Below are 19927 nucleotides of genomic sequence, written 5' to 3'. Positions count from 1 at the left end.
TACAATGACAACTTCTGCATCGCCAGATCCTAATCTGCAAGATAATAATCTCATTAAACGGCCTAAACCTAAGCCAAAAATAGCCAAAATATCATGGCTGTTACTAATTGTAGGCTTAGCGGCTTTAGTTTTTGCTATTTATATGATGCAAAACGGCCCTGAGGAAGAACCTGTCGAGACTATTACTCGTGAAGGGGTAGTCACCCAAATCCAGCAGCTTAATCGTTTGCAAACGGTAGCCTTTAGTGTCGATACGATTATTACTAGTGAGCGCGCGGGAAGCTGGATGAAACTGTGGCAGGATGAGCAAAAGGCGCTGTTTATCGCCAAAGGCCGCGTGCAAGCGGGTATCGATTTAAGGGCACTGACGCCTGAGATGGTGCAAGTGGTGCAGCCGAGTGAAGCGCTGGTCACGGCTGATGATGAACAAAATGTTAGCGCTGAAAATCCCGTTTCTATTATGCCAAAGATTAATATTACTATCCCGCCCTCGGAGGTTTTTGCCGTCTACCTTGATGATATTGAGATTTACGACTGGCAAACGGGCGTGTTTGGCATAATGCAAGTCGATCCAAAGATATTGGAACAGGCGCAAAGCACCGCTAAAAAAGAAGTGCTTGAGCGCGCTTGTCGCGGTGATGTGATGAACTTAGCGCTACAAAACGCTCAGCAGCAATTGCAACAGCTGTTTGCCATGACGGGCGCGGTAGTAACCGTGACTACTCAAGGAGCAGGCGCATGTCAGATGCCGGCTAGTACCGCATAAATTTTAGTGATAAAAACTGATACCGCGCGTTGACAGATCTCGCTTGATATTACTGGAGATAGCGCTATCATATTATAAAGTAAGACTTATTTATTATTTATCATAGTCTTATCAATGCTATTGATAAAATAAGCTAATATGATAGGAGGCGTCTATGTCCGTTTCTAATAATAAGTCAACTACCAGTAATAAGCGCAACAAACGCAATAAAATAAGTAAGCGGCCTAAGTCTAATGACCGGCTATCTTTTGCTACTTGGGTATTACTGATCATTAGCTTTACCTTATTAACCCCAGTTCGGGATAAGCCACATTGTAACTCATTGATACTATTTACAATGTGGCTACCTGTCTCTGCTGAGGCATGTTTTTGATGGTGGGTTTATAGGGAAACCAGCAATAAGCAATTAAACCTGACAGCAAGTTTGTGATAAACCCCGTGACACTACGATGGCGTGAGTGTTCGATTTGGCACAAGTTTTTAAGCTCTCCAAAAACCGTTTCAACCAAAGAGCGATGATTGAGTAGCGCCTCATCCATCGGCTTGAGTACTTGCGGTTTCATATTACGCCGAAGTTTGGTTATCAACGTGGTATCACTGTGTTTTGTGAGCCACGCGTTTAGTGCTTTACTGATGTATCCTCTATCACCAAACACCTTGCCAAACACAGACGTTGCCATATCCTTAACAGGCACTCTGTCATCGGTATTACCCGCAGTGACTTTAACAGATACAAGCTCGCCCTTATGATTGATAATGGCATGCAGCTTAAAGCCATAGAACCAGCCCATGCTGCTTTTGCCTCGGGTTGCAAGTCCTTCAAAGACTTTGTGACGGTAGATACGCTTGTTATGACAAACTGCTATCTTGGTTGAATCAATATAGCTGATACCCGTACAGTCGCCCATTATGCTTTGCAAGTAGCTGCACAGTGGCATGATACTGCGCGGCACTAGCTCTATAAATCGCGAGTAGCTCGGCAGATTTGGAAACTCCCGTTTCATCATGCCAAGCATGTGATGGTAGTAAAACGCCTTAAACTGTCGATAACGCAGTTGATGAAACAGTACCAAGACAGTCATAATCTCTGCTACACTTATCTGGCATGCTCTTAACCTTTGGTGTTTCGTTGCGATTAAATGAGCGTCAAACTCAGGTTTGAATTGCTGATAAAAGTCGTCAATATGGCAGTATAGTTCGGTTAGGTTGTCCATGTAAGAAGTCCTTGTTGTGAAGTTTGTCTTGGTAAACTCACTTTAACAACTTCGGACTTCTTTTTTTATCTTTTTTTTGAGCCCTTATCCCGAACTGGGGTTTATTAGGCTACGCTTTATATGTGATTCAAACTCGAATACTAGAAACCAATATTGATAATGCTAAAGCAACTACAAGCGTTATCCAGCAATCAAAGCCGTCATAGAAGCTAAAGAATGGGCGAATTCAGTACTTTTTTTCAGTACTTTTTGGTCTAAGCTGATTCACCAACGCTGCTATCTTTAGCCTCTAGTGCGCTTATTTCTTAAATTCAGCAATAGCTAATTGCCGTGCTTCTTTGTGCTCAACCATCGGTGCTGGGTAGTCTATCTTGGCAAACTGACCGCCTTTTTTTACCGCCTTACGCATTTTATCTTCACTGTGCAAAGTGCTAGCAGGAATGTCTTTTAATTCTGGCAGCCAAGTTTTTATAAATTCGCCTTTTGCGTCATGACTTTTGCCTTGGCTAAAAGGATTCATAATACGAAAGTAGGGCGCAGAATCGGTGCCTACCGATGCGCTCCATTGCCAGCCGCCATTGTTAGAAGCGAAGTCACCATCTATGAGTTGCTGCATAAAGTAGCGCTCTCCTAAGCGCCAATCAATGAGCAAATCTTTGGTCAAAAACATCGCCGTTACCATGCGTAAGCGATTATGCATAAAGCCTGTGGCGTTTAGACAGCGCATCGCCGCATCGACTAGCGGCACGCCCGTCATCCCCGCACACCAAGCGGCAAAGTCGTCTTTATCATATGACCAATTGATACTTTTATCCATCTCATCTTTATAAGCTTGATGGCGGATCAGCTCAGGCTTATCGACTAGCACATGACGATAAAAATCTCGCCATGCCAGCTCGCTTATCCAGCGATTGATGTCCTCGTTATCGCTATCATTACCATGTAGTTTTTCTTGCGCTTGTACCGCCTGCAAATAGCAGCGCCTTGGACTAATAGCACCAATGGTTAAGTAAGCCGATAGATGGCTAGTACCTTGCAAAATGGGCTTATCACGGCTGACATCATAATGATGAATATCATCAGCTATAAAATCATACAAACGCTGGGTAGCGGCTTGCTCTCCAGCTGGATAATCTTCGCGTGCTTGCTTTAGCTGCGCCTCATGATCGGCGCAGTGCTTAAACTCATCTTTTGCAAGCGCTTTGAGATAGTTATCGACAGTTTTTTCGCCAAGCTTTTCTATACTAGTGCTGGTATTAGCGTTGTCTTTTGCTGAGTTCAGCGCCATCGACTTTATAGTATTATTGGTTTTATTATTGGCCTCAATTCTAGCGGGTTCATGCGCAGTTATTGAGCCGGCCTCCAGCGTGTCGCGCCATTTTCGATAAAAAGGCGTAAACACTTTATACATGCTATCGCCATCATTGGTAGTAATACTCAGCGGCGGTAAAATACACTGATCGTGATGACGAATAAACTCAATATTGTCTTTAGCAAGCTGCTCTGCTAGTCTTTCATCACGCTCAATCTCATTGCCTTCATACTCATGATTGGTCATCACTGTAGTGATCTGCTGGTCTTTACAAAGCTCAATAATAGTATCAATACTATCGGCAAAATCGGTGCAGAGATAAACATTTAGCGTAATATTGAGCGGCTGTTGTAAGCTTTGCGCCAGTATCGGCAAAGTACGAGCAATATGATCAAGCTGAGCGACGGACATATCATGCTCATGCCACTGCTTTGGGGTTAAGCAATATACCGCGGTGACAGGCGCGTTGTTGTCGTTGGCCTGCTCACAGATAGCCGCCAAAGCGGTGTTGTCATGAAGGCGCAAATCACGACGAAACCACAGCAAATAATGCAGCGACTTTGAGCTATTATTTGGCTTATTATTGTTATCACTCTCTTTATCACGGCTAGCTGCTGCGCTCTTTTTAGGCATTGAAAAATCCTTATGGTAATCATAAACAAAACTAGGGTTAAAAGTATGCTAGGATAAGTTTTTGGATGCAATTGATTTGCTCTTTAATTAACAAATTACATTCATTGCTCATGATAGCTGTCTTAATTCAAAGCTACCTCTATTTGATAAACACACCCTTTAAGTTAACTGGCTAAGGCTAAAAGATGCACGTAAAGTTTTGTGGATTTACTGAGCTTACTGACATAAAAACCGCGGCCCGATTAGGGGTTGAGGCGGTAGGTCTAGTATTTTATCCGCCAAGTCCGCGTGCCGTTAGTATCGCGCAAGCTCAGCAATTAATTAGCGCTGTGCCAGCCTTTACTAGTGTGGTGGCGTTAGTCGTTAATATCAGCCCTGAAGATCTCATTGAGCTGGCTGATAAAGTCGCGTTTGATATCATTCAATTTCATGGCGATGAAAGCCCAGAGCAGTGTCAGCAGCTAGCAGCTAGCGTCAATAAACGCTGGATAAAAGCTTTGCGTATCAATAATGAACAACATACGCTATCGAGTGTTAGCGCCCAAATCGAGAAGTTCGCTTTGGCAGGCGCGAGTAGTATTTTACTCGATACCTATAATCCACAAAAATACGGCGGTACTGGTGAGCGCTTTGATTGGGATTTGATACCAAAGGACAGTGCGCTGCCTATTATTTTGGCAGGTGGGCTGGATGCTGATAATGTGGCGGCGACTCTAGATTTGCCTATCTATGCACTTGATGTAAGCGGCGGTATTGAATCTAGTAAAGGTAAAAAAGACGAAGCTAAAATGCGCGGCTTTATGAAAGCGGTCAAACGCGATCGATGGCAAAATGCGACGCTAAGCGAACCTCTAAAGCAGTAAATCCAAGCCCTTATATTTAAAAACTATTAAAAATATCTATCCAAAATATCCTTTATTAAGTAGGAATTATTATGAGTTATGTCGAAAGTAAAACCCCTGCTACTGGTGCACAAGCGATCAATACTTTTATCAATCCAGAAGGCGTAGCCGATTTTAATCAATATCCAGATGCTCGCGGTCATTTTGGCGTGCATGGTGGCCGTTTTGTCTCTGAAACCCTGATGGCAGCGCTAGAAGAACTTGAGACGCTATACACCAAAGTCAAAACCGATCCAGCGTTTTGGGAGGAGTATCACAACGATTTGGTCAATTACGTCGGTCGTCCCACACCGCTTTATCATGCCAAGCGCTTAAGTGATGAAATAGGCGGCGCGCAGATTTATTTTAAGCGTGAAGATTTAAACCATACTGGCGCGCACAAGGTCAATAATACTATCGGACAAGCACTGCTTGCCAAAATGAGCGGCAAAAAACGCATTATTGCTGAAACGGGTGCAGGACAGCACGGCGTTGCAACCGCGACGATTGCCGCGCGTTTGGGACTTGAATGTATCGTTTATATGGGCGCGGATGATGTTGAGCGGCAAAAGATGAACGTTTATCGTATGCGTTTATTAGGGACAACAGTAGTGCCAGTAACCTCAGGTTCGCGCACGCTCAAAGACGCGATGAATGAAGCGATGCGCGACTGGGTCACTAACGTTGATACCACTTACTATATTATCGGTACGGTAGCAGGCCCACATCCTTATCCTTTATTAGTACGCGATTTCCAAGCGATTATCGGTAAAGAAACCCGCGTACAACATCTACAACAAACGGGTAAATTACCGGATGCATTAGTGGCTTGTGTCGGCGGTGGCTCTAACGCTATTGGCTTGTTCTTTGATTTCCTAAACGACACTGAGGTGAAGATGTATGGCGTCGAAGCTACTGGCGATGGTATTGAAAGTGGTCGTCATTCTGCGCCTCTAGCGGCAGGCCGTATTGGCGTATTACACGGCAATCGGACTTATCTGATGGCGGATGATGAAGGCCAAATCCAAGAGACTCATTCGATCTCTGCTGGCCTTGACTATCCTGGCGTGGGTCCTGAGCATAGTTTTCTAAAAGACATGCACCGTGTTGAATATGTCGGCTGTACCGACAAAGAAGCGTTAGAGGGTTTCCATGAAGTGACTCGTAAAGAAGGGATTATTCCCGCGCTTGAGACCGCTCACGCTTGTGCTTATGCCTTGAAGCTCGCTAAAACCATGTCGCCGGAGCAAACCATCGTGGTGAATATGTCCGGTCGCGGCGATAAAGATCTGCATTCAGTGATGAAGGCGGAAGGGATTGAGCTGTAAGTTAAGAAATTAAAAAAGGAGGCTACTAATCATAGCCTCTATTTTTTATTAAATGAATAATGCTAAATTATAAATTAGAGAAAATTATGACCCGAATAGAAAGCACCTTTGATACCCTAAAATCGCAAAATAAAAAAGCGCTGATTCCTTATGTGATGGCAGGCGACCCCAATCCCAGCAACTTTGTCAATCTGCTGCATGATTTGGTCAAACACGGCGCTGATATGATTGAGGTCGGTTTGCCATTCTCAGATCCTATGGCCGATGGCCCAACCGTGGCTTTAGCAGGTGAGCGCGCCTTGGCGGCTGGTACGAGCACGCGTGATGCGCTAAATATGGTGGCAGAATTTCGCAAAACAGATAGTCAAACGCCTGTTATCTTGATGGGTTATCTCAATCCGGTTGAGATTATTGGTTACGATACCTTTGTCGCGCTTTGCGAGCAGTCTGGCGTCGATGGTATTTTGATGGTGGATTTGCCACCAGCCGAGGCAGGCAGTTTTACTCAGCATTTAACCGAGCACTCGATGAATGAGATTTTCTTATTATCACCAACCACTTTGCCTGAGCGCCGTGAGCAAGTATTGACTCATTGCGGCGGTTATATCTATTACGTCTCATTAAAAGGGGTGACAGGTTCAGCCACGCTAAATACTGATGACGTAGCTGCGCAAGTACAAGCTATCAAAGCCGAAACGGATTTGCCAGTATGTGTCGGTTTTGGTATTCGTGATGGGGCTTCTGCTAAAGCTATTGGCCTGCATGCGGATGGGGTGATTGTTGGTAGCGCTTTAGTACAGAACTTTGCCGATATTGACGCTAGTGATGCGCAAGCGGTCGCCGCGGCGCAGCAACGTATCATGCTCAAGATGGATGAATTACGCGACGCTTTAGACAGCCTGTAATTTTATATCTAAGCTTTGATTGGTAGTTAGTGATGTTTCAATACAGCCTAATAAGTCATAATTTTATAGTTTAGATAAAGGCAAAAATTATCTATTATCAAAATACCGAATGACTTTGCTAATTTTAGTTTACGTGTGTAAACTAAGACCATAGATAACCTATTGCATATTACTGCTGACAATAGGTATAAACGGACTGCAATACCCCTAAAAAGTATAAACGGTTATGAGCAATTTGCTCAGTAGCCTTTGATAATGGCGAATAATATGACTGAAATTATGGATAAATCTGCGACGCAAAATGATGGTAGTAAGGCGGCTATAGAGTCAGCTAGTCAATCTTGGTTTAATCGTCCGATACCGGGTATTAAACAGCAACTAGTGCCGACCTTGACCGCTGTTGAAACCGAACCGTCAACTAAGTGTCCAAACTGTCACTCGATGATTACCAATACCGCGCTTATCTTCAACTGCTATGTCTGCCCGCACTGCGATCATCATTTGGCGATGACGGCTCGCGAGCGCTTACAATGGTTTTTGGATCAAGTCGATGGCGAGCTTGGCCAAGAGTTTGTAGCAAAAGATCCATTAGGTTTTGTCGATAGTAAGCCTTATCCGCAGCGTATGGAACAGGCTCAAACCAAGACGGGCGAGAGTGAAGCGCTAATTGTATTGTACGGTAAGCTGCGTAACCTTGAAGTGGTTGCTTGTGCTTTTGATTTCCAGTTTATGGGCGGCTCTATGGGCTCAGTAGTTGGCGATCGTTTTGTACAAGCGGCTGAGAAGTCACTGGCTGAGCGTAAGCCTTTGGTCTGCTTTGCAGCTTCCGGCGGCGCGCGTATGCAAGAAGGGCTATTGTCTTTGATGCAAATGGCGCGTACGGCGGCGGCGGTTGAGCGTCTGCGTATAGCAGGTATTCCTTATATCGTGGTACTGACCAACCCTGTCTATGGCGGTGTTACCGCCTCGCTTGCTATGCTTGGTGATATTCATTTAGCTGAGCCAAAAGCTATGGTCGGTTTTGCTGGTAAGCGTGTTATTGAACAGACGGTGCGCGAAACGCTAGAAGAGCCGTTCCAACGTGCTGAGTTCTTGTTAGAGCATGGCGTGGTTGACGAGGTGGTGCATCGTCATCAGATGATAGATACTATTTATCGTCTACTAGCCAAGCTGTGTCATCAGCCTAATGTAGACGCTTAATTCGGTATTTTTGTCTTTTTGAGACAAACTACCCGCATAGCCAATAGCATTTATTACAAATAGTGATAAATGCTATTTTTTTGGCTTAAAAATAAGCGGTTTAATAATAAATAGCATTGCTTGCTAGAGGCTTGAGCTTTATCATCATGGCCAGCATCTCTTTTATATAGTCAATCTTAAATAAAAACAGTACAGCTATTACAGCGTGCTACTGGTATAAATTTTCCTGGCGTGCTGCGTTCCCATAGGCTGCTGAAAATCCATCCCAGTAGCACTATATTTATTTCATAGTGGATCGACTATAAAATTATAATTTTTCAATTTCAACTTGTGAATATAGGCTTCATTCATGGCATCTTCTTTTAACTCCTCTCCTTTTACTAGTCCTAACCGTAATTCAAGCTTGACGGAGTGGCTCAATTACATGCAGCAGATCCATGTGTCTGCTATAGACATGGGCTTATCAAGGGTGCTACCGGTAGCTGAGCACTTAGGCATCGTACAGTCCGCAAAAGAGGACACCTACGTATTTATGGTAGCAGGCACTAATGGTAAAGGCTCGACCACCGCTATGATTAGCGAGATCTGTCAAGCCGCAGGTTATAAGACAGCGCTATATCAATCACCGCATTTAAGCATCTTTAATGAGCGGGTTCGTATCAACGGTCAGATGGTTAGTGATGACACTCTGATTGCCGCTTTTCATAAAGTTGAGTTGGCAAGATTAGCTTGCGCGCTGACCCTTTCTTTTTTTGAGATGACAACTTTAGCGGCGTTATTGATATTTGCAGAGGTCGACTGCGATGTTTGGGTGTTAGAAGTCGGTTTAGGCGGACGCTTAGATGTGGTCAATATCATTGACGCTGATATGGCAGTCATTACCAACATTGGCATCGATCACGTCGATTGGTTAGGCGATAACATAGAGGATATAGGCCGCGAGAAAGCGGGCATTTTACGCGATAATATTAGCTTAATTTATGGCTCAACTGAGATGCCAGATAGCGTAAAACAGCGCATTGAGCAGCATAAAGTAACTTGTTATCAAGTTGGTACAGATTTTTATTATCGTGAATTAGGCTTTGATAACAGTAACCAAGAGCATGAGTGGCAGTATAGTAATGCTGCCGTTACTTTACAGCTGCCGCGTCCTAAGCTGTCATTGATGAATACAGCTAATGGGTTGTCGGCAGTACTGGCCAGTCCATTAAATGTCGATATTAGCGCTATTAAACAAGCGCTAAAAACCGTCAAATTGGCTGGTCGCTTTGATTATCGTCAATGGGCTAACCGCCACTGGCTATTTGATGTGGCGCATAATGAGCATGGTGTGGAGTTTATGCTATCGCAATTATTACCCTTGTGGCAGCAGCATGTAGAGCGTTTATCGGACCATAAAACGGCAAATATTAAGCTGTTATTCTCAATGCTCGGAGATAAAGATATCGAGCTAGTGGTGAAACGCTTAACGCAAGCCAATTTACCTATTACGGATTGGTATATCGCTGAGATTGATTATCCACGGGCAGCCAGTGTTGAGCAATTGACCGAAGCGCTAAACCCTCACGTCGATAGTAGTAAAATTAACGCCTTTGATAATTTGTCACAAGCGACCGATGCTATAATCCAAGCCAGCCAGCCTGAAGATTTGCTCTTAGTTTGCGGCTCGTTTCATACTATTGGCGAGGCGCTTGCCGCTTTGGCAATACAGCCTGCTAGTTAAAGAGTTTTTGACTAGATTTTCTATAGAAGGTGGCAATAGCACGATAGCAGACAATGTCAAAAAATTGTTTTATAATCAAAGCGCTTTGCTAAGCTTGTGATAGCTTTAGGCGACAAATGGTTTATATTAAAAACAGCGTTGATGTATAGTAAAGCTTTAGATACTACTGCTTGAATACAGGTTTATTAGGTGATCATTTTTACCAACTAAGGAATTTAAACGGATGAATTTTTCTAGACAAGCCTTATTGGGCATAGGAATGATTATTGGTGGTAGCGTGATGTTATACGCTATGGTGCAGCAGATTGGTACTAGTGATAACAATGTAACTGCGCCTGCTATAGTAGCGAGCTCAACTACTGAACCAGCGACAACGGCACCACTGACTACAGATATTGATACCGAAAAAAAGCTGCTGGCACAAAAACAAAAAGAGCGTGCTATGCGTGTGGCTGAGCAAGAAAAGCGGGCCAAACAGTTTTTGGCTGAGCAAGAGTCGGCAGAAGCGACAGCGCTAGCCAAGTCGCGAGCTGAAAACCAACGATATATCGATAATAATACCCCAGAAGTTGTCGTTGATAAGGTTAGTGAAGAAACGCTAGCAACGCCTAGCATGCAGCCGCGTACAGAGACTTCTAACACTGCTGTGTCACAAACTAGTACAACAACTGACACTAACGCTGCTAAGGCTCAACAGCAAGCGGCAGAGGCTAATAAGTTGGCAGAAGCCAAGCGAGTAGTAGAGCGTCAACAAGCCGCCCAACAAAAAGCAGAGGCCGAAGCTAAAGCTAAAGAAAAGGCTCTTGCTAAGCAAAAAGCTGAGCAAAAAGCAGCTGAGCAAAAAGCACAAGCGGCTAAAACTGAGCCACCAAGCTCGCCTACCGACTATACGGTTAAATCAGGTGACGGCCTGATCAAATTGGCACGTCAATACAATGTTCCTGTCGAAGCTTTGGCGCAGGCTAATAATACTTCACCCTCAGCAACACTACAGTTAGGTCAAACCATTACTATCCCTTCGCGCAAACAGATTCAGCGTCTAGAACGTGAGGCGGCAGAAGCTGAGCGCAAGCGTGAACAAGAAAAAGCGCAGGCTCAGGCCAAACGTGAGGCTCAGCAGCGTCTGATAGAGGCACGTAAGGAAGTCAAGGAGACTGATGCAAAAGGTAGCTTTGGCGTTCAAGTTTCGCTAGCAAGCGATCAAGCGGCTGCCGAAAAAGTTGCTAAGAAATTTAGAGAGGCTGGATATCAAGTTACTACTAGCAAAACCAGTCGCGGTGTACGCGTCGTCGTTGGTCCCGAGCGTGGTAAAGTAGCTGCCTTAGCGCTAAAAGATAAGATTAATAATGATCCCAAAGTAGACACTAGTGGGGCGTGGGTCAAATATTGGTAAGTATTGATCTTATCAAAAGTAGTCACTCACTTATTTAGCCTAAACACGACATTTGCTGTCGTGTTTTTTATTTTATGTATTGCTGATCATCGCAAGCTTAGCTACGATAACGGCTGCTTGTGCTAGTCATATTCTATTTACTACTGTATGACCTATCAGCCTACCAAGGCTGGGACGTCGCTTTGAACCTTATAAGGTAAACCTATGTCAATTGGCATTATATTTTTGCTCGCTGCTATCGGATTTTTAGGTCTGATAGCGGTGCTAAAACGGCAAGCAAGCTCTAATAAAGCACAGCCAGATCCGCAGCCGGTACGCGGTGATGACTTAGCGATTTGGCCTTTTGCGCCGATGCCTATTATGACTGACACCGAAGTTATATTTTTTAATAAACTCAAAAATGCTTTACCTGAATATCATATCTTTGTGCAAGTACAGCTCTCGCGTATTATTGAGGCTAATAGTGAAGAGGCGAGCGAGCGCAGCTTTTGGTTCAACCGTATCTGTCGGCAAAGCGTTGACTACGTGATTACCGATATCGACGCGCAAACTACTTTAGTCGCCATAGAATTGGACGATTGGACGCATAGTAGTAAGTCACGGCAAAAAGCCGATGACAAAAAAGATAAAGCGCTAGCGAGTGCGGGTATCGCAATTGTACGTTTTCATGCCGAGCGTATGCCTAGCGCTGATATGCTTAGATATGAGATCATGCAGGTGATTGAGAATTATTGATGAGTAGTTTTAAGACTGCTATTTATCATAAGCAGTTTGCCTAGGATAAATAACGATAGGACAGTCGTTTTCAAAATATAACCCAGTCCTAGGTTGCTTATCGTCTGGCCAAGTAGGTAAAGAGTGCTGACCATCATAAAAATCGCGTTTGGTAAACCATTCTATATAGTGCGCGAAGCGTAAGTGGCTCAAATTAAGCTTAGCAAGACTGCTGTTATCGTTTATATCGCACCACTGATGCATAGGAAAATTTGTAGCCAACCACTTAGGATAAGTAAAATCAGTCATGCCCATTGGCAAAAAGAAGCGTCCTTTTATTATCCCATAGCGCTTATCAATCTTGACGCGGCCATGATCCTTAGTATCTACCCAAATGGCGCGAAATTGCTTATTTTGCATATAAGTCATTTTGCGCTGTAGATTATCATTAGAATTAATACCAACCCAATCAGTAGGCGCAAAGGGCTTTGAACCTATAAAAAATTTAATCGCTAACTCCCAATGCTCAGTCAGCTTGTCTGTATGATTATAGAGAATCAAATCCAGCTCACCGACGGTCTGCTTGCCGTTATATAGCTGAATATTACTTGCAAGCGTCTCATAAGGGTGTAATCCACGTGCGTAGCCGTCCTCTAACCAAAATGATAATAAGCCCTCAAAATGAAAGCCTAAACGATTCGGGCTAGGACGCGATAGTAAGTAGCGCGTCAACTGCTGATAAGCATTAGTGGCATCTAACTCATCCAAACGTGATTTGTAAGCCTCAAACTGCATTGTCCAAAATTCGCTATTATGTACGGCAATAGGATGAGTATTTTGATGCGGCGAGAAGTCAATCCACTGAGTCAAAACGTTAGGGCAAGCGAGAACGTATGCTAGATCACGCACGAAGGGACGACGAAAAACCTCCCATGGAGCATAGTCTTTATCCAAAACAAAGTTAGAGAGCGGCTGAGTCGCTAGCTTGAACATAGTATAAGCCAAAGTCGTTAACGAAGTATTTAACCTAACCGCTCGCTGGCTAAAAGTCTATAGTGAGTTGTGCTATCTTTGCCTTAATTGACAAAACCCTAATATCGCCTATAATTTAATAAATTGTATAATGTTGAGAGTTTTTAATTAATAATAGGAATAAAAAATGAAATACCTTTTACAGATGGACTTTCCATATACAGGCCCTTTTGGTGATGCGTTTTTTGAGCAGATGCAAGATCTTGCCAAAGACATCGCTACCGAGGACGGTTTGGTCTATAAGCTGTGGACGGAGAACGAAGAAACGCAAGAGGCAGGCGGTATATATGTTTTTGATAACTTAGCAGATGCCAATAGATATCAAGCTAAACATACCGAGCGTTTGCAGTCGTTTGGCTTTAGCGGTATTCGAGCTAAAACTTTTATCATTAATGAAGAGCTCAGCGCTATTACTAAGGCTTCTTTTTGATATTAATAAGTCGCCTAAACAGAAAAGCCAACCATTGATAACAATGATTGGCTTCTTCTTAATCTCAGTGTTTGGTCGGAACGGCAGGATTTGAACCTGCGACCACTACACCCCCAGTGTAGTGCGCTACCAGACTGCGCTACGCCCCGAATGATTGCTATTCTACCCAAATTTATTTAGATTGCAAGGGCTAATTATCCTAGCTAACCATTGCAAACTAATTTTGGCGATAGCAGTCGTTAAGACTTGATGCCGTGTTATCCTAGAGTGGGTATTAACCAAGCAGCTCTTTTAAGATCTGATTGACCTGTTGCGGATTAGCACTACCACGGCTAGCTTTCATCACTTGACCGACTAGACCGTTAAAGGCTTTTTCTTTACCACCTTTATATTCATCGACCATCGCTTGATTATTTGCGATGACTTCTTCGACAATAGCTTTAATCGCGCCGGTATCAGTTTCTTGCTTTAGTCCTTTATCTTTGATGATTTTATCAGCGGCATCATCGCTATCACCGCCCGCGCGTTCGTATAAAGCTCTAAAGACTTTTTTGGCAAGTTTACCCGATAAAGTATCGTCAAATAGTCGTGCCAGCAGTCCCGCCATTTGCTTAGCGCTGATAGGCGAGTCGGTGATTTCTTTATCGTCCTTATTAAGCGCACCAAGTAGATCGCCCATGACCCAGTTAGCTGCGGTTTTGGCGTTGTCTTTACCGACCTCGTTTACCACATCTTCAAAGTAGTCCGCAATTTGACGACTGCCAGTTAAGATACGCGCGTCATATTCTGATAAGCCAAGCTCATCCTCAAAACGGGCACGGCGCGCTACTGGCAGCTCAGGCATAGCGGCTTTGATTTCATCAACGGTATGTTGTTCGATACGCACTGGCAATAGATCAGGATCAGGGAAGTAGCGATAATCATTGGCATCTTCTTTAGTACGCATGACGCGAGTTTCGTCTTTATCAGCATCATAAAGCATAGTGGCTTGTACCACTTTGCCGCCGTCCTCGACAATATCGATTTGACGTTCAATCTCGCGAGCGATAGCGCGTTCGATAGAGCGAAACGAGTTTAGGTTTTTAAGCTCCGTACGCGTACCAAGCTCTTCCCCTGGCTGACGCACAGAGACGTTACAGTCGCAGCGGAATGAGCCTTCAGCCATAATAGCGTCTGAGATGCCAAGCCAAGTGACCAGCTGATGAATAGCTTTGATATAAGCTAAGGCCTCAGCGGCTGAGCGCATATCTGGCTCAGAGACGATCTCGACGAGTGGCGTGCCGGCACGGTTGAGATCAACGCCAGTCATACCCTCTACGGCATCATGTACCGACTTGCCAGCATCTTCTTCTAAGTGCGCGCGGGTGATACCCATACGTTTAGGGTACTCGTTCTTTTCGCCCTCATTGACCACGACATCAATATAGCCTTTACCAACTATAGGATTGGCCATTTGGGTGATTTGATAACCTTTGGGCAAGTCTGGATAAAAGTAGTTCTTACGATCAAAGGTATTAAATAAGCCTAATTCTGCATTAACGCCAATACCGAACTTTAGCGCACGCTCGACCACACCGTGATTGAGTACCGGTAACACACCTGGCAGACCTAAATCGACAATGTTAGCTTGAGTGTTTGGCTCATGACCAAAATCAGTTGGCGCACTAGAGAATATTTTACTTTCCGTGTTGAGCTGGCAGTGAATTTCGATACCGATGACGACTTCATAGCCATCAATTAGCAAGTCTTTACGGATGGCTTGAGTGCTATCGTTAGTCGCTGTTGTTGTAGTCATTATACTGTCTCCTTGGCGATAGCAGAATGTTGTAAATGGTGATCGGTGTGCAATTGGAATAAATGCGTGGTACTAAGTAGTTTACTCTCTTGCCAATATTGACCGATAAGCTGTAAACCTACTGGCAAACCCTTAGAAGTCAGGCCTACAGGATGGCTAAGCGCTGGTAAACCTGCCAAATTGACGCCGATAGTATAGACGTCGCCTAAATACATAGAAGCAGGATCTAGATTATCGCTAAGCTTATAAGCCGCAGTTGGGGCGGTTGGGCTAGCAATAACATCACAATTAGCAAAAGCCTTTTTGAAATCCTCAACAATCATACGGCGCACCTTTTGTGCCTTGATATAGTAAGCATCGAAGTAGCCTGCTGATAGCGCGTAAGTACCGGTCAAGATACGGCGCTGCACCTCAGCGCCAAAGCCTTCAGAACGCGTACGCGTATAAAGATCCGTCAAGTCTTTAGGGTCTTCACAGCGATAGCCAAAGCGCACGCCATCAAAGCGTGATAAGTTTGAAGAGGCCTCAGCAGGAGCAAGCATATAATAAGTCGCGAGCGTCACATCCGGATTGGTAATATTGACCTCTACAATAGTAGCGCCAAGCTCTTCATATTGCTTGAGAGCTGCTCGTACTGTTTGTTCGACTTCTTGATCTAAACCTTCAGTGAAGTACTCTTTTGCTACCCCAATCCGTAGTCCGGCGAAAGGCTTGTCGCCAGCATTGGCCTCGGCGTCCTTGATATCTTGTACATAATCTGGAATATCATGTTTGACTGAGGTGGCATCACGTACATCATAACTGACCATCGGCTGCAACAGGTAAGCGCAGTCTTTAGCGCTACGACCCATAGTACCAGCTTGATCGAGGCTCGAAGCATAAGCAATCATGCCAAAGCGTGAGACTCGGCCATAAGTAGGTTTAATACCCGTCAAGCCGCAGAATGAGGCGGGTTGACGAATAGAGCCGCCCGTGTCACTAGCTGTTGCTAGCGGTACAAAGCCTGCTGCGACCGCTGAGGCACTACCGCCTGAGGAACCACCAGGGACATGCTCAAGATTCCAAGGGTTTTGTACTTTGCCATAATAAGAGCTGCTATTGTCTGAGCCCATCGCAAACTCATCCATATTAAGCTTGCCCAAATTAATCATTCCAGCTTCGCGGATATTAGTAACAATGGTTGCATCGTAAGGCGAGATGAAGTTATGCAGCATTTTTGAGCCACAAGTGGTGAGCACTCCTTGGGTACAAAAGATATCTTTATGCGCCATTGGTACGCCTAGCAGCGTCCGTTTATCACCTTGGGCGCGCATGCCATCGGCTGCCTGCGCTTGCGCGCGAGCGGTGTTAAAGGTAGTAGTAATAAAGCTATTAATTTTATTATCTAAGCTTTCTATACGCTTAATATAATGTTCGGTTAATTCTGCGCTACTAAATTGTTTGTTTTGCAAGCCGGTAATCAGCTGCTCGGTAGTTAATAGATGCATCTCAGACATAAGGGGTCGTCCGTTATAGTTATAAAGGTAACTTATATAAAGCTAAACGAGAGGGTCATAGTAGAGCCCATTAACAGGCTGCTAGCTATAGATTATTCGATAACTTGCGGTACTAGATATAGCCCATCTTCTACTGCAGGCGCCATAGACTGATTACGCGCGCGATCAATATCGTGCTTAGCTACATCACTACGCAGCTCTTGGCAAACTTCATGGATATTTGGTAAAGCAGTGACGCCAGTGGTGTCAACGCTGCCAAGAGTCTTCATCAAGCCCAGTACTTTGCTAATATCATTAGCGTAGCTTCCAGCGGTATTCTCGTCGATACCTAGACGCGCTAGAGTAGCGATTTCCAAAATCTCCTCACGGCTAACTTGATCATGTTCAATAGAGGTTTTATCGGGCGATTGCGATGACATAATTTCTCCAACTAAAAGCTAGGTTAAATGCGTTTTGTAAGAATGAATCGATACCAGAGAGTCGCCATCATGACAGCTTTTTGATAAGCCTGCATTTATAGACGCCAACTAGGTATTACTATGAGCTCATTATAAAGCATCTAGCTTAAGTTTACAGAGTAGCGCGCCAGATTAGCCGCTAATCTTTGATGATTTCACCTTTAAGCTTAGTTATCAATGATACTACAGACAAATAAATAGTATTTATTATCAAAAGCTTAACGATTATGGTGATAAATGCGTTATGGTAAGTGACCTAGGTGAATAAAACTAGCAGCGCAAGCTTAGCGCTTATATTGTATGAATAGGGACTATTATGAGCATCGCTTGCATTTTGGTAACAAATTCTAGCATTTAAGATAGTTTTTATTGCATTACCTATGCAAATAGCTATGTTTTTTTTGTGCTAAATCGGTATAATTTAGCCCACTTTAATCTTTGTAGTTTAGGTTCGACTTGTTGCGCAGGTAAGCTTTCGTTACCATAGGCGGTAAATACCGACCTCTCGATGCAATGAGTATACCTTAGCCGCCTCATTCGCCTCATTTGCCTTAATTTGTAAAGCGCTGGATATATTAGTCATGAACCTGTTTGGATTTTTATCAAGTAACATCGCCATTGATCTTGGCACTGCCAACACCTTAATTTTTATCCCTGGTAAAGGGGTAGTACTCGATGAGCCTACGGTGGTTGCTTTGCGTAGTAACCGTACTCAGAATCCAACGGTTGCCGCTGTAGGTATCGATGCCAAGCAAATGCTAGGTCGTACGCCTGCCAATATCACTGCTATACGTCCGCTAAAAGACGGGGTGATTGCAGATTTTGAAGTCACCCAAAAGATGCTTAAGCATTTTATTAGTAAGGTAAAAGCCAAACGTTTTTTAGCTCAGCCTAATGTAGTGGTCTGTGTTCCTTGCAAGTCGACGCTAGTAGAGCGTAAAGCCATTCGTGAAGCGGTGTCTTCAGCTGGCGCAAGTAAAGTATTATTGTTAGAGGAGCCAATGGCGGCGGCTATCGGTGCTGGCATGCCCGTCCATGAAGCTAGCGGTTCTATGGTTGTCGATATCGGCGGCGGTACTACTGAGATTGCCGTTATCGCGCTATCAGGCTGTGTTTACGCCGAATCTATCCGTATTGGCGGCGACATCTTTGATGAGGCTATTATTACTCATGTGCGCCGTACGCATGGCTGCGTGATTGGTGAGACCACTGCTGAACGTATCAAAACCGAGGTCGGCTCTGCGCTCAATGAAGAAGAGCAGCTTGAGGTAGAAGTTCGTGGTCGTAGTATGGCAGAAGGAGTGCCAAAGACTTTTACGATCAATTCGCAAGAGATTCAAAAAGCGCTAAGTGATCCGCTAAGTGGTATCGTTAGTGCGGTAAAAGCAGCGCTTGAGCAGACTCCGCCTGAGCTATCTTCCGATATCGCTGAGCGCGGTATTGTCTTGACCGGCGGCGGCGCTTTGTTACGCGATTTAGATAAGCTGATCTCTAGAGAGACGGGACTACCGGTAACTGTCGCTGAAGATCCGTTGACTTGTGTGAGTCGCGGCGGCGGCATGGCACTAGATTTTATTAATAATAAAAGCCTGAATATGATTTTTGTCTAACCCGCCCAGTAATAGCTTTAATCGTTTGATAAATCAATAAAGGCGGTCAATAAGACGGCCTTTATTGCTATTAGCCTTGACTATCAGTTGCAAACACCTATTACTTTATTTATACGCTTTAATGACATTAGACTTTATATGACTCCAAGTATTTTTACTCGTCAACCGTTATCACTACGTAAGACTGCTATCGTGCTGATAGTAGCTATGGTTTTGATGTGGTTTGATAGTAAAAATCCAGAATGGTTTAATCCGGTACGCGATACTAGCCACGCCTCCATGCAGCCTATCTATCAATCGTCTTTATTACCCAGTTATGCCAAGCACTGGGCTAGCGGCAGTTTGGAATCAAAAGAGTCGCTGCGTCGCGAAAACGTACAGCTCAAATCACAATTATTACATGCCCAGGCCAAATTGCAGCAGCAAGATTATATCTTAGCGCAAAACGCGCGATTGCAAGGCATCTTATCGACCACCAGACCCGAGCAGTTTGATCTTAATTTAGCGCAAGTTATCGGGACCGATACCAATTTGCTCAAGCAAATCGTGGTGATTAATAAAGGCGAGCGTGATGGGGTGAAAGTGGCGCAAACGGTTATTGATGAAAACGGCATATTAGGACAGGTTATTAACGTTTATCCTAATACTAGCCGCGTCTTGCTAATTAGTGATGAGCAGCAGTCAGTAGCGGTCACCGTCAAGCGTACTGGCCAACGTGCTATTGTCACAGGCGTAGGGCTGCCTACTTCGTTGAGCCTTAATTATGTGTTTAAGACCTCAGATGTGCGTGTTGGCGATACTTTGATATCATCAGGTTTAGGGGGCCGTATTCCAGCAGGGTACCGCGTGGGCACTATTGCTCATATTGAAGATACTCAAGCGGATAATTTCAAAACTATTGAGGTAACGCCTGCGGCTAACTTTATCGATAATGCCTATGTACTCGTGTTACAAGACAAAAATGACTCAGCTATCAATCAAGCTAATGATTGATACATTGATTGATACATTGATTGATTCATAGATTAATTGGGTAG

At 44.2% G+C, this 19927-nt stretch carries 18 protein-coding genes and 1 tRNA gene; 11 read left to right on the top strand and 8 right to left on the bottom strand.

The features are described 5' to 3' along the window. Window positions 1-4: 4 nt before the first annotated feature. A complete protein-coding gene (locus tag M0N77_RS08810; RefSeq protein ID WP_353104827.1) occupies window positions 5-766 on the top strand; it encodes a DUF4230 domain-containing protein in 762 nt (253 codons plus the stop codon). A gap of 117 nt (window positions 767-883) precedes the next feature. On the opposite strand, the gene M0N77_RS08805 is transcribed toward M0N77_RS08810, so the two are convergent. The 3 genes from M0N77_RS08805 to M0N77_RS08795 all read right to left on the bottom strand — a co-directional run bounded on the left by M0N77_RS08805 (window position 884) and on the right by M0N77_RS08795 (window position 3925). After that, the gene (locus M0N77_RS08805; RefSeq protein ID WP_353104826.1) at window positions 884-1039 is read right to left on the bottom strand and encodes a hypothetical protein; all 156 of its coding nucleotides are present in this window, start codon (window positions 1037-1039) and stop codon (window positions 884-886) included. 59 nt (window positions 1040-1098) lie between these two features. Continuing rightward, window positions 1099-1980, bottom strand: a complete 882-nt coding sequence (locus M0N77_RS08800) for an IS982 family transposase (protein ID WP_353104825.1) — start codon at window positions 1978-1980, stop codon at window positions 1099-1101. Between the two features lie 298 nt (window positions 1981-2278). Then, the gene (locus tag M0N77_RS08795; protein WP_353104824.1) at window positions 2279-3925 is read right to left on the bottom strand and encodes an FAD-binding domain-containing protein; all 1647 of its coding nucleotides are present in this window, start codon (window positions 3923-3925) and stop codon (window positions 2279-2281) included. Window positions 3926-4110: 185 nt separating this feature from the next. Here M0N77_RS08795 and M0N77_RS08790 point away from each other — a divergent pair, with 185 nt between their 5' ends. From M0N77_RS08790 to M0N77_RS08760, 7 genes are all read left to right on the top strand, one after another. Next, window positions 4111-4788, top strand: coding sequence for a phosphoribosylanthranilate isomerase (locus tag M0N77_RS08790; RefSeq protein WP_353104823.1), 678 nt, complete (start codon window positions 4111-4113; stop codon window positions 4786-4788). A 71-nt stretch (window positions 4789-4859) separates the two neighbouring features. Further along, complete coding sequence (gene trpB / locus M0N77_RS08785) at window positions 4860-6134, top strand: tryptophan synthase subunit beta (protein ID WP_353104822.1); 1275 nt, start codon at window positions 4860-4862, stop codon at window positions 6132-6134. 86 nt (window positions 6135-6220) lie between these two features. Then, on the top strand, window positions 6221-7039 hold the full coding sequence (trpA, locus tag M0N77_RS08780) for a tryptophan synthase subunit alpha (protein ID WP_353104821.1): 819 nt from the start codon (window positions 6221-6223) through the stop codon (window positions 7037-7039). A gap of 255 nt (window positions 7040-7294) precedes the next feature. Next, window positions 7295-8239, top strand: coding sequence for an acetyl-CoA carboxylase, carboxyltransferase subunit beta (accD, locus tag M0N77_RS08775; protein ID WP_371834196.1), 945 nt, complete (start codon window positions 7295-7297; stop codon window positions 8237-8239). A gap of 349 nt (window positions 8240-8588) precedes the next feature. Further along, a complete protein-coding gene (gene folC, locus M0N77_RS08770; protein ID WP_353104820.1) occupies window positions 8589-9962 on the top strand; it encodes a bifunctional tetrahydrofolate synthase/dihydrofolate synthase in 1374 nt (457 codons plus the stop codon). A 223-nt stretch (window positions 9963-10185) separates the two neighbouring features. Then, window positions 10186-11355, top strand: a complete 1170-nt coding sequence (locus M0N77_RS08765) for a LysM peptidoglycan-binding domain-containing protein (RefSeq protein WP_353104819.1) — start codon at window positions 10186-10188, stop codon at window positions 11353-11355. A 204-nt stretch (window positions 11356-11559) separates the two neighbouring features. Continuing rightward, the gene (locus tag M0N77_RS08760) at window positions 11560-12090 is read left to right on the top strand and encodes a DUF2726 domain-containing protein (RefSeq protein ID WP_353104818.1); all 531 of its coding nucleotides are present in this window, start codon (window positions 11560-11562) and stop codon (window positions 12088-12090) included. An 18-nt stretch (window positions 12091-12108) separates the two neighbouring features. Here M0N77_RS08760 and M0N77_RS08755 read toward each other — a convergent pair whose 3' ends face one another. Further along, window positions 12109-13062 carry a DUF1853 family protein gene (locus M0N77_RS08755; protein WP_353104817.1) on the bottom strand — a complete coding sequence of 318 codons (954 nt, stop codon included), beginning with the start codon at window positions 13060-13062 and terminating at the stop codon, window positions 12109-12111. A gap of 166 nt (window positions 13063-13228) precedes the next feature. On the opposite strand from M0N77_RS08755, the gene M0N77_RS08750 reads away from it, so the two are divergent. After that, window positions 13229-13531 carry a monooxygenase gene (locus tag M0N77_RS08750; RefSeq protein WP_353104816.1) on the top strand — a complete coding sequence of 101 codons (303 nt, stop codon included), beginning with the start codon at window positions 13229-13231 and terminating at the stop codon, window positions 13529-13531. 72 nt (window positions 13532-13603) lie between these two features. On the opposite strand, the gene M0N77_RS08745 is transcribed toward M0N77_RS08750, so the two are convergent. From M0N77_RS08745 to gatC, 4 genes are all read right to left on the bottom strand, one after another. Next, window positions 13604-13680 (bottom strand) — tRNA-Pro (locus M0N77_RS08745). A gap of 125 nt (window positions 13681-13805) precedes the next feature. After that, on the bottom strand, window positions 13806-15329 hold the full coding sequence (gene gatB, locus M0N77_RS08740; RefSeq protein WP_371834227.1) for an Asp-tRNA(Asn)/Glu-tRNA(Gln) amidotransferase subunit GatB: 1524 nt from the start codon (window positions 15327-15329) through the stop codon (window positions 13806-13808). After that, a complete protein-coding gene (gatA, locus tag M0N77_RS08735) occupies window positions 15326-16822 on the bottom strand; it encodes an Asp-tRNA(Asn)/Glu-tRNA(Gln) amidotransferase subunit GatA (RefSeq protein WP_353104814.1) in 1497 nt (498 codons plus the stop codon). Before gatA ends, gatB begins: the two co-directional genes overlap by 4 nt. Before the next feature lie 92 nt (window positions 16823-16914). Next, window positions 16915-17241 (bottom strand): Asp-tRNA(Asn)/Glu-tRNA(Gln) amidotransferase subunit GatC, encoded by a 327-nt coding sequence (gatC, locus tag M0N77_RS08730; RefSeq protein WP_353104813.1) that lies wholly within the window; start codon window positions 17239-17241, stop codon window positions 16915-16917. Window positions 17242-17861: 620 nt separating this feature from the next. On the opposite strand from gatC, the gene M0N77_RS08725 reads away from it, so the two are divergent. Both M0N77_RS08725 and mreC read left to right on the top strand, forming a co-directional pair. Continuing rightward, window positions 17862-18890 (top strand): rod shape-determining protein, encoded by a 1029-nt coding sequence (locus tag M0N77_RS08725; protein ID WP_353104812.1) that lies wholly within the window; start codon window positions 17862-17864, stop codon window positions 18888-18890. Window positions 18891-19028: 138 nt separating this feature from the next. Beyond that, the gene (mreC, locus tag M0N77_RS08720) at window positions 19029-19883 is read left to right on the top strand and encodes a rod shape-determining protein MreC (RefSeq protein WP_353104811.1); all 855 of its coding nucleotides are present in this window, start codon (window positions 19029-19031) and stop codon (window positions 19881-19883) included. The last annotated feature ends 44 nt before the right edge of the window (window positions 19884-19927 follow it).

Origin of the sequence: Psychrobacter sp. AH5, from assembly GCF_040371085.1 — a bacterium.
GTDB lineage: Bacteria > Pseudomonadota > Gammaproteobacteria > Pseudomonadales > Moraxellaceae > Psychrobacter.
The sequence above is the reverse complement of the archived record's forward strand: the minus strand, read 5'-3'. Positions and strand labels throughout refer to the sequence as shown.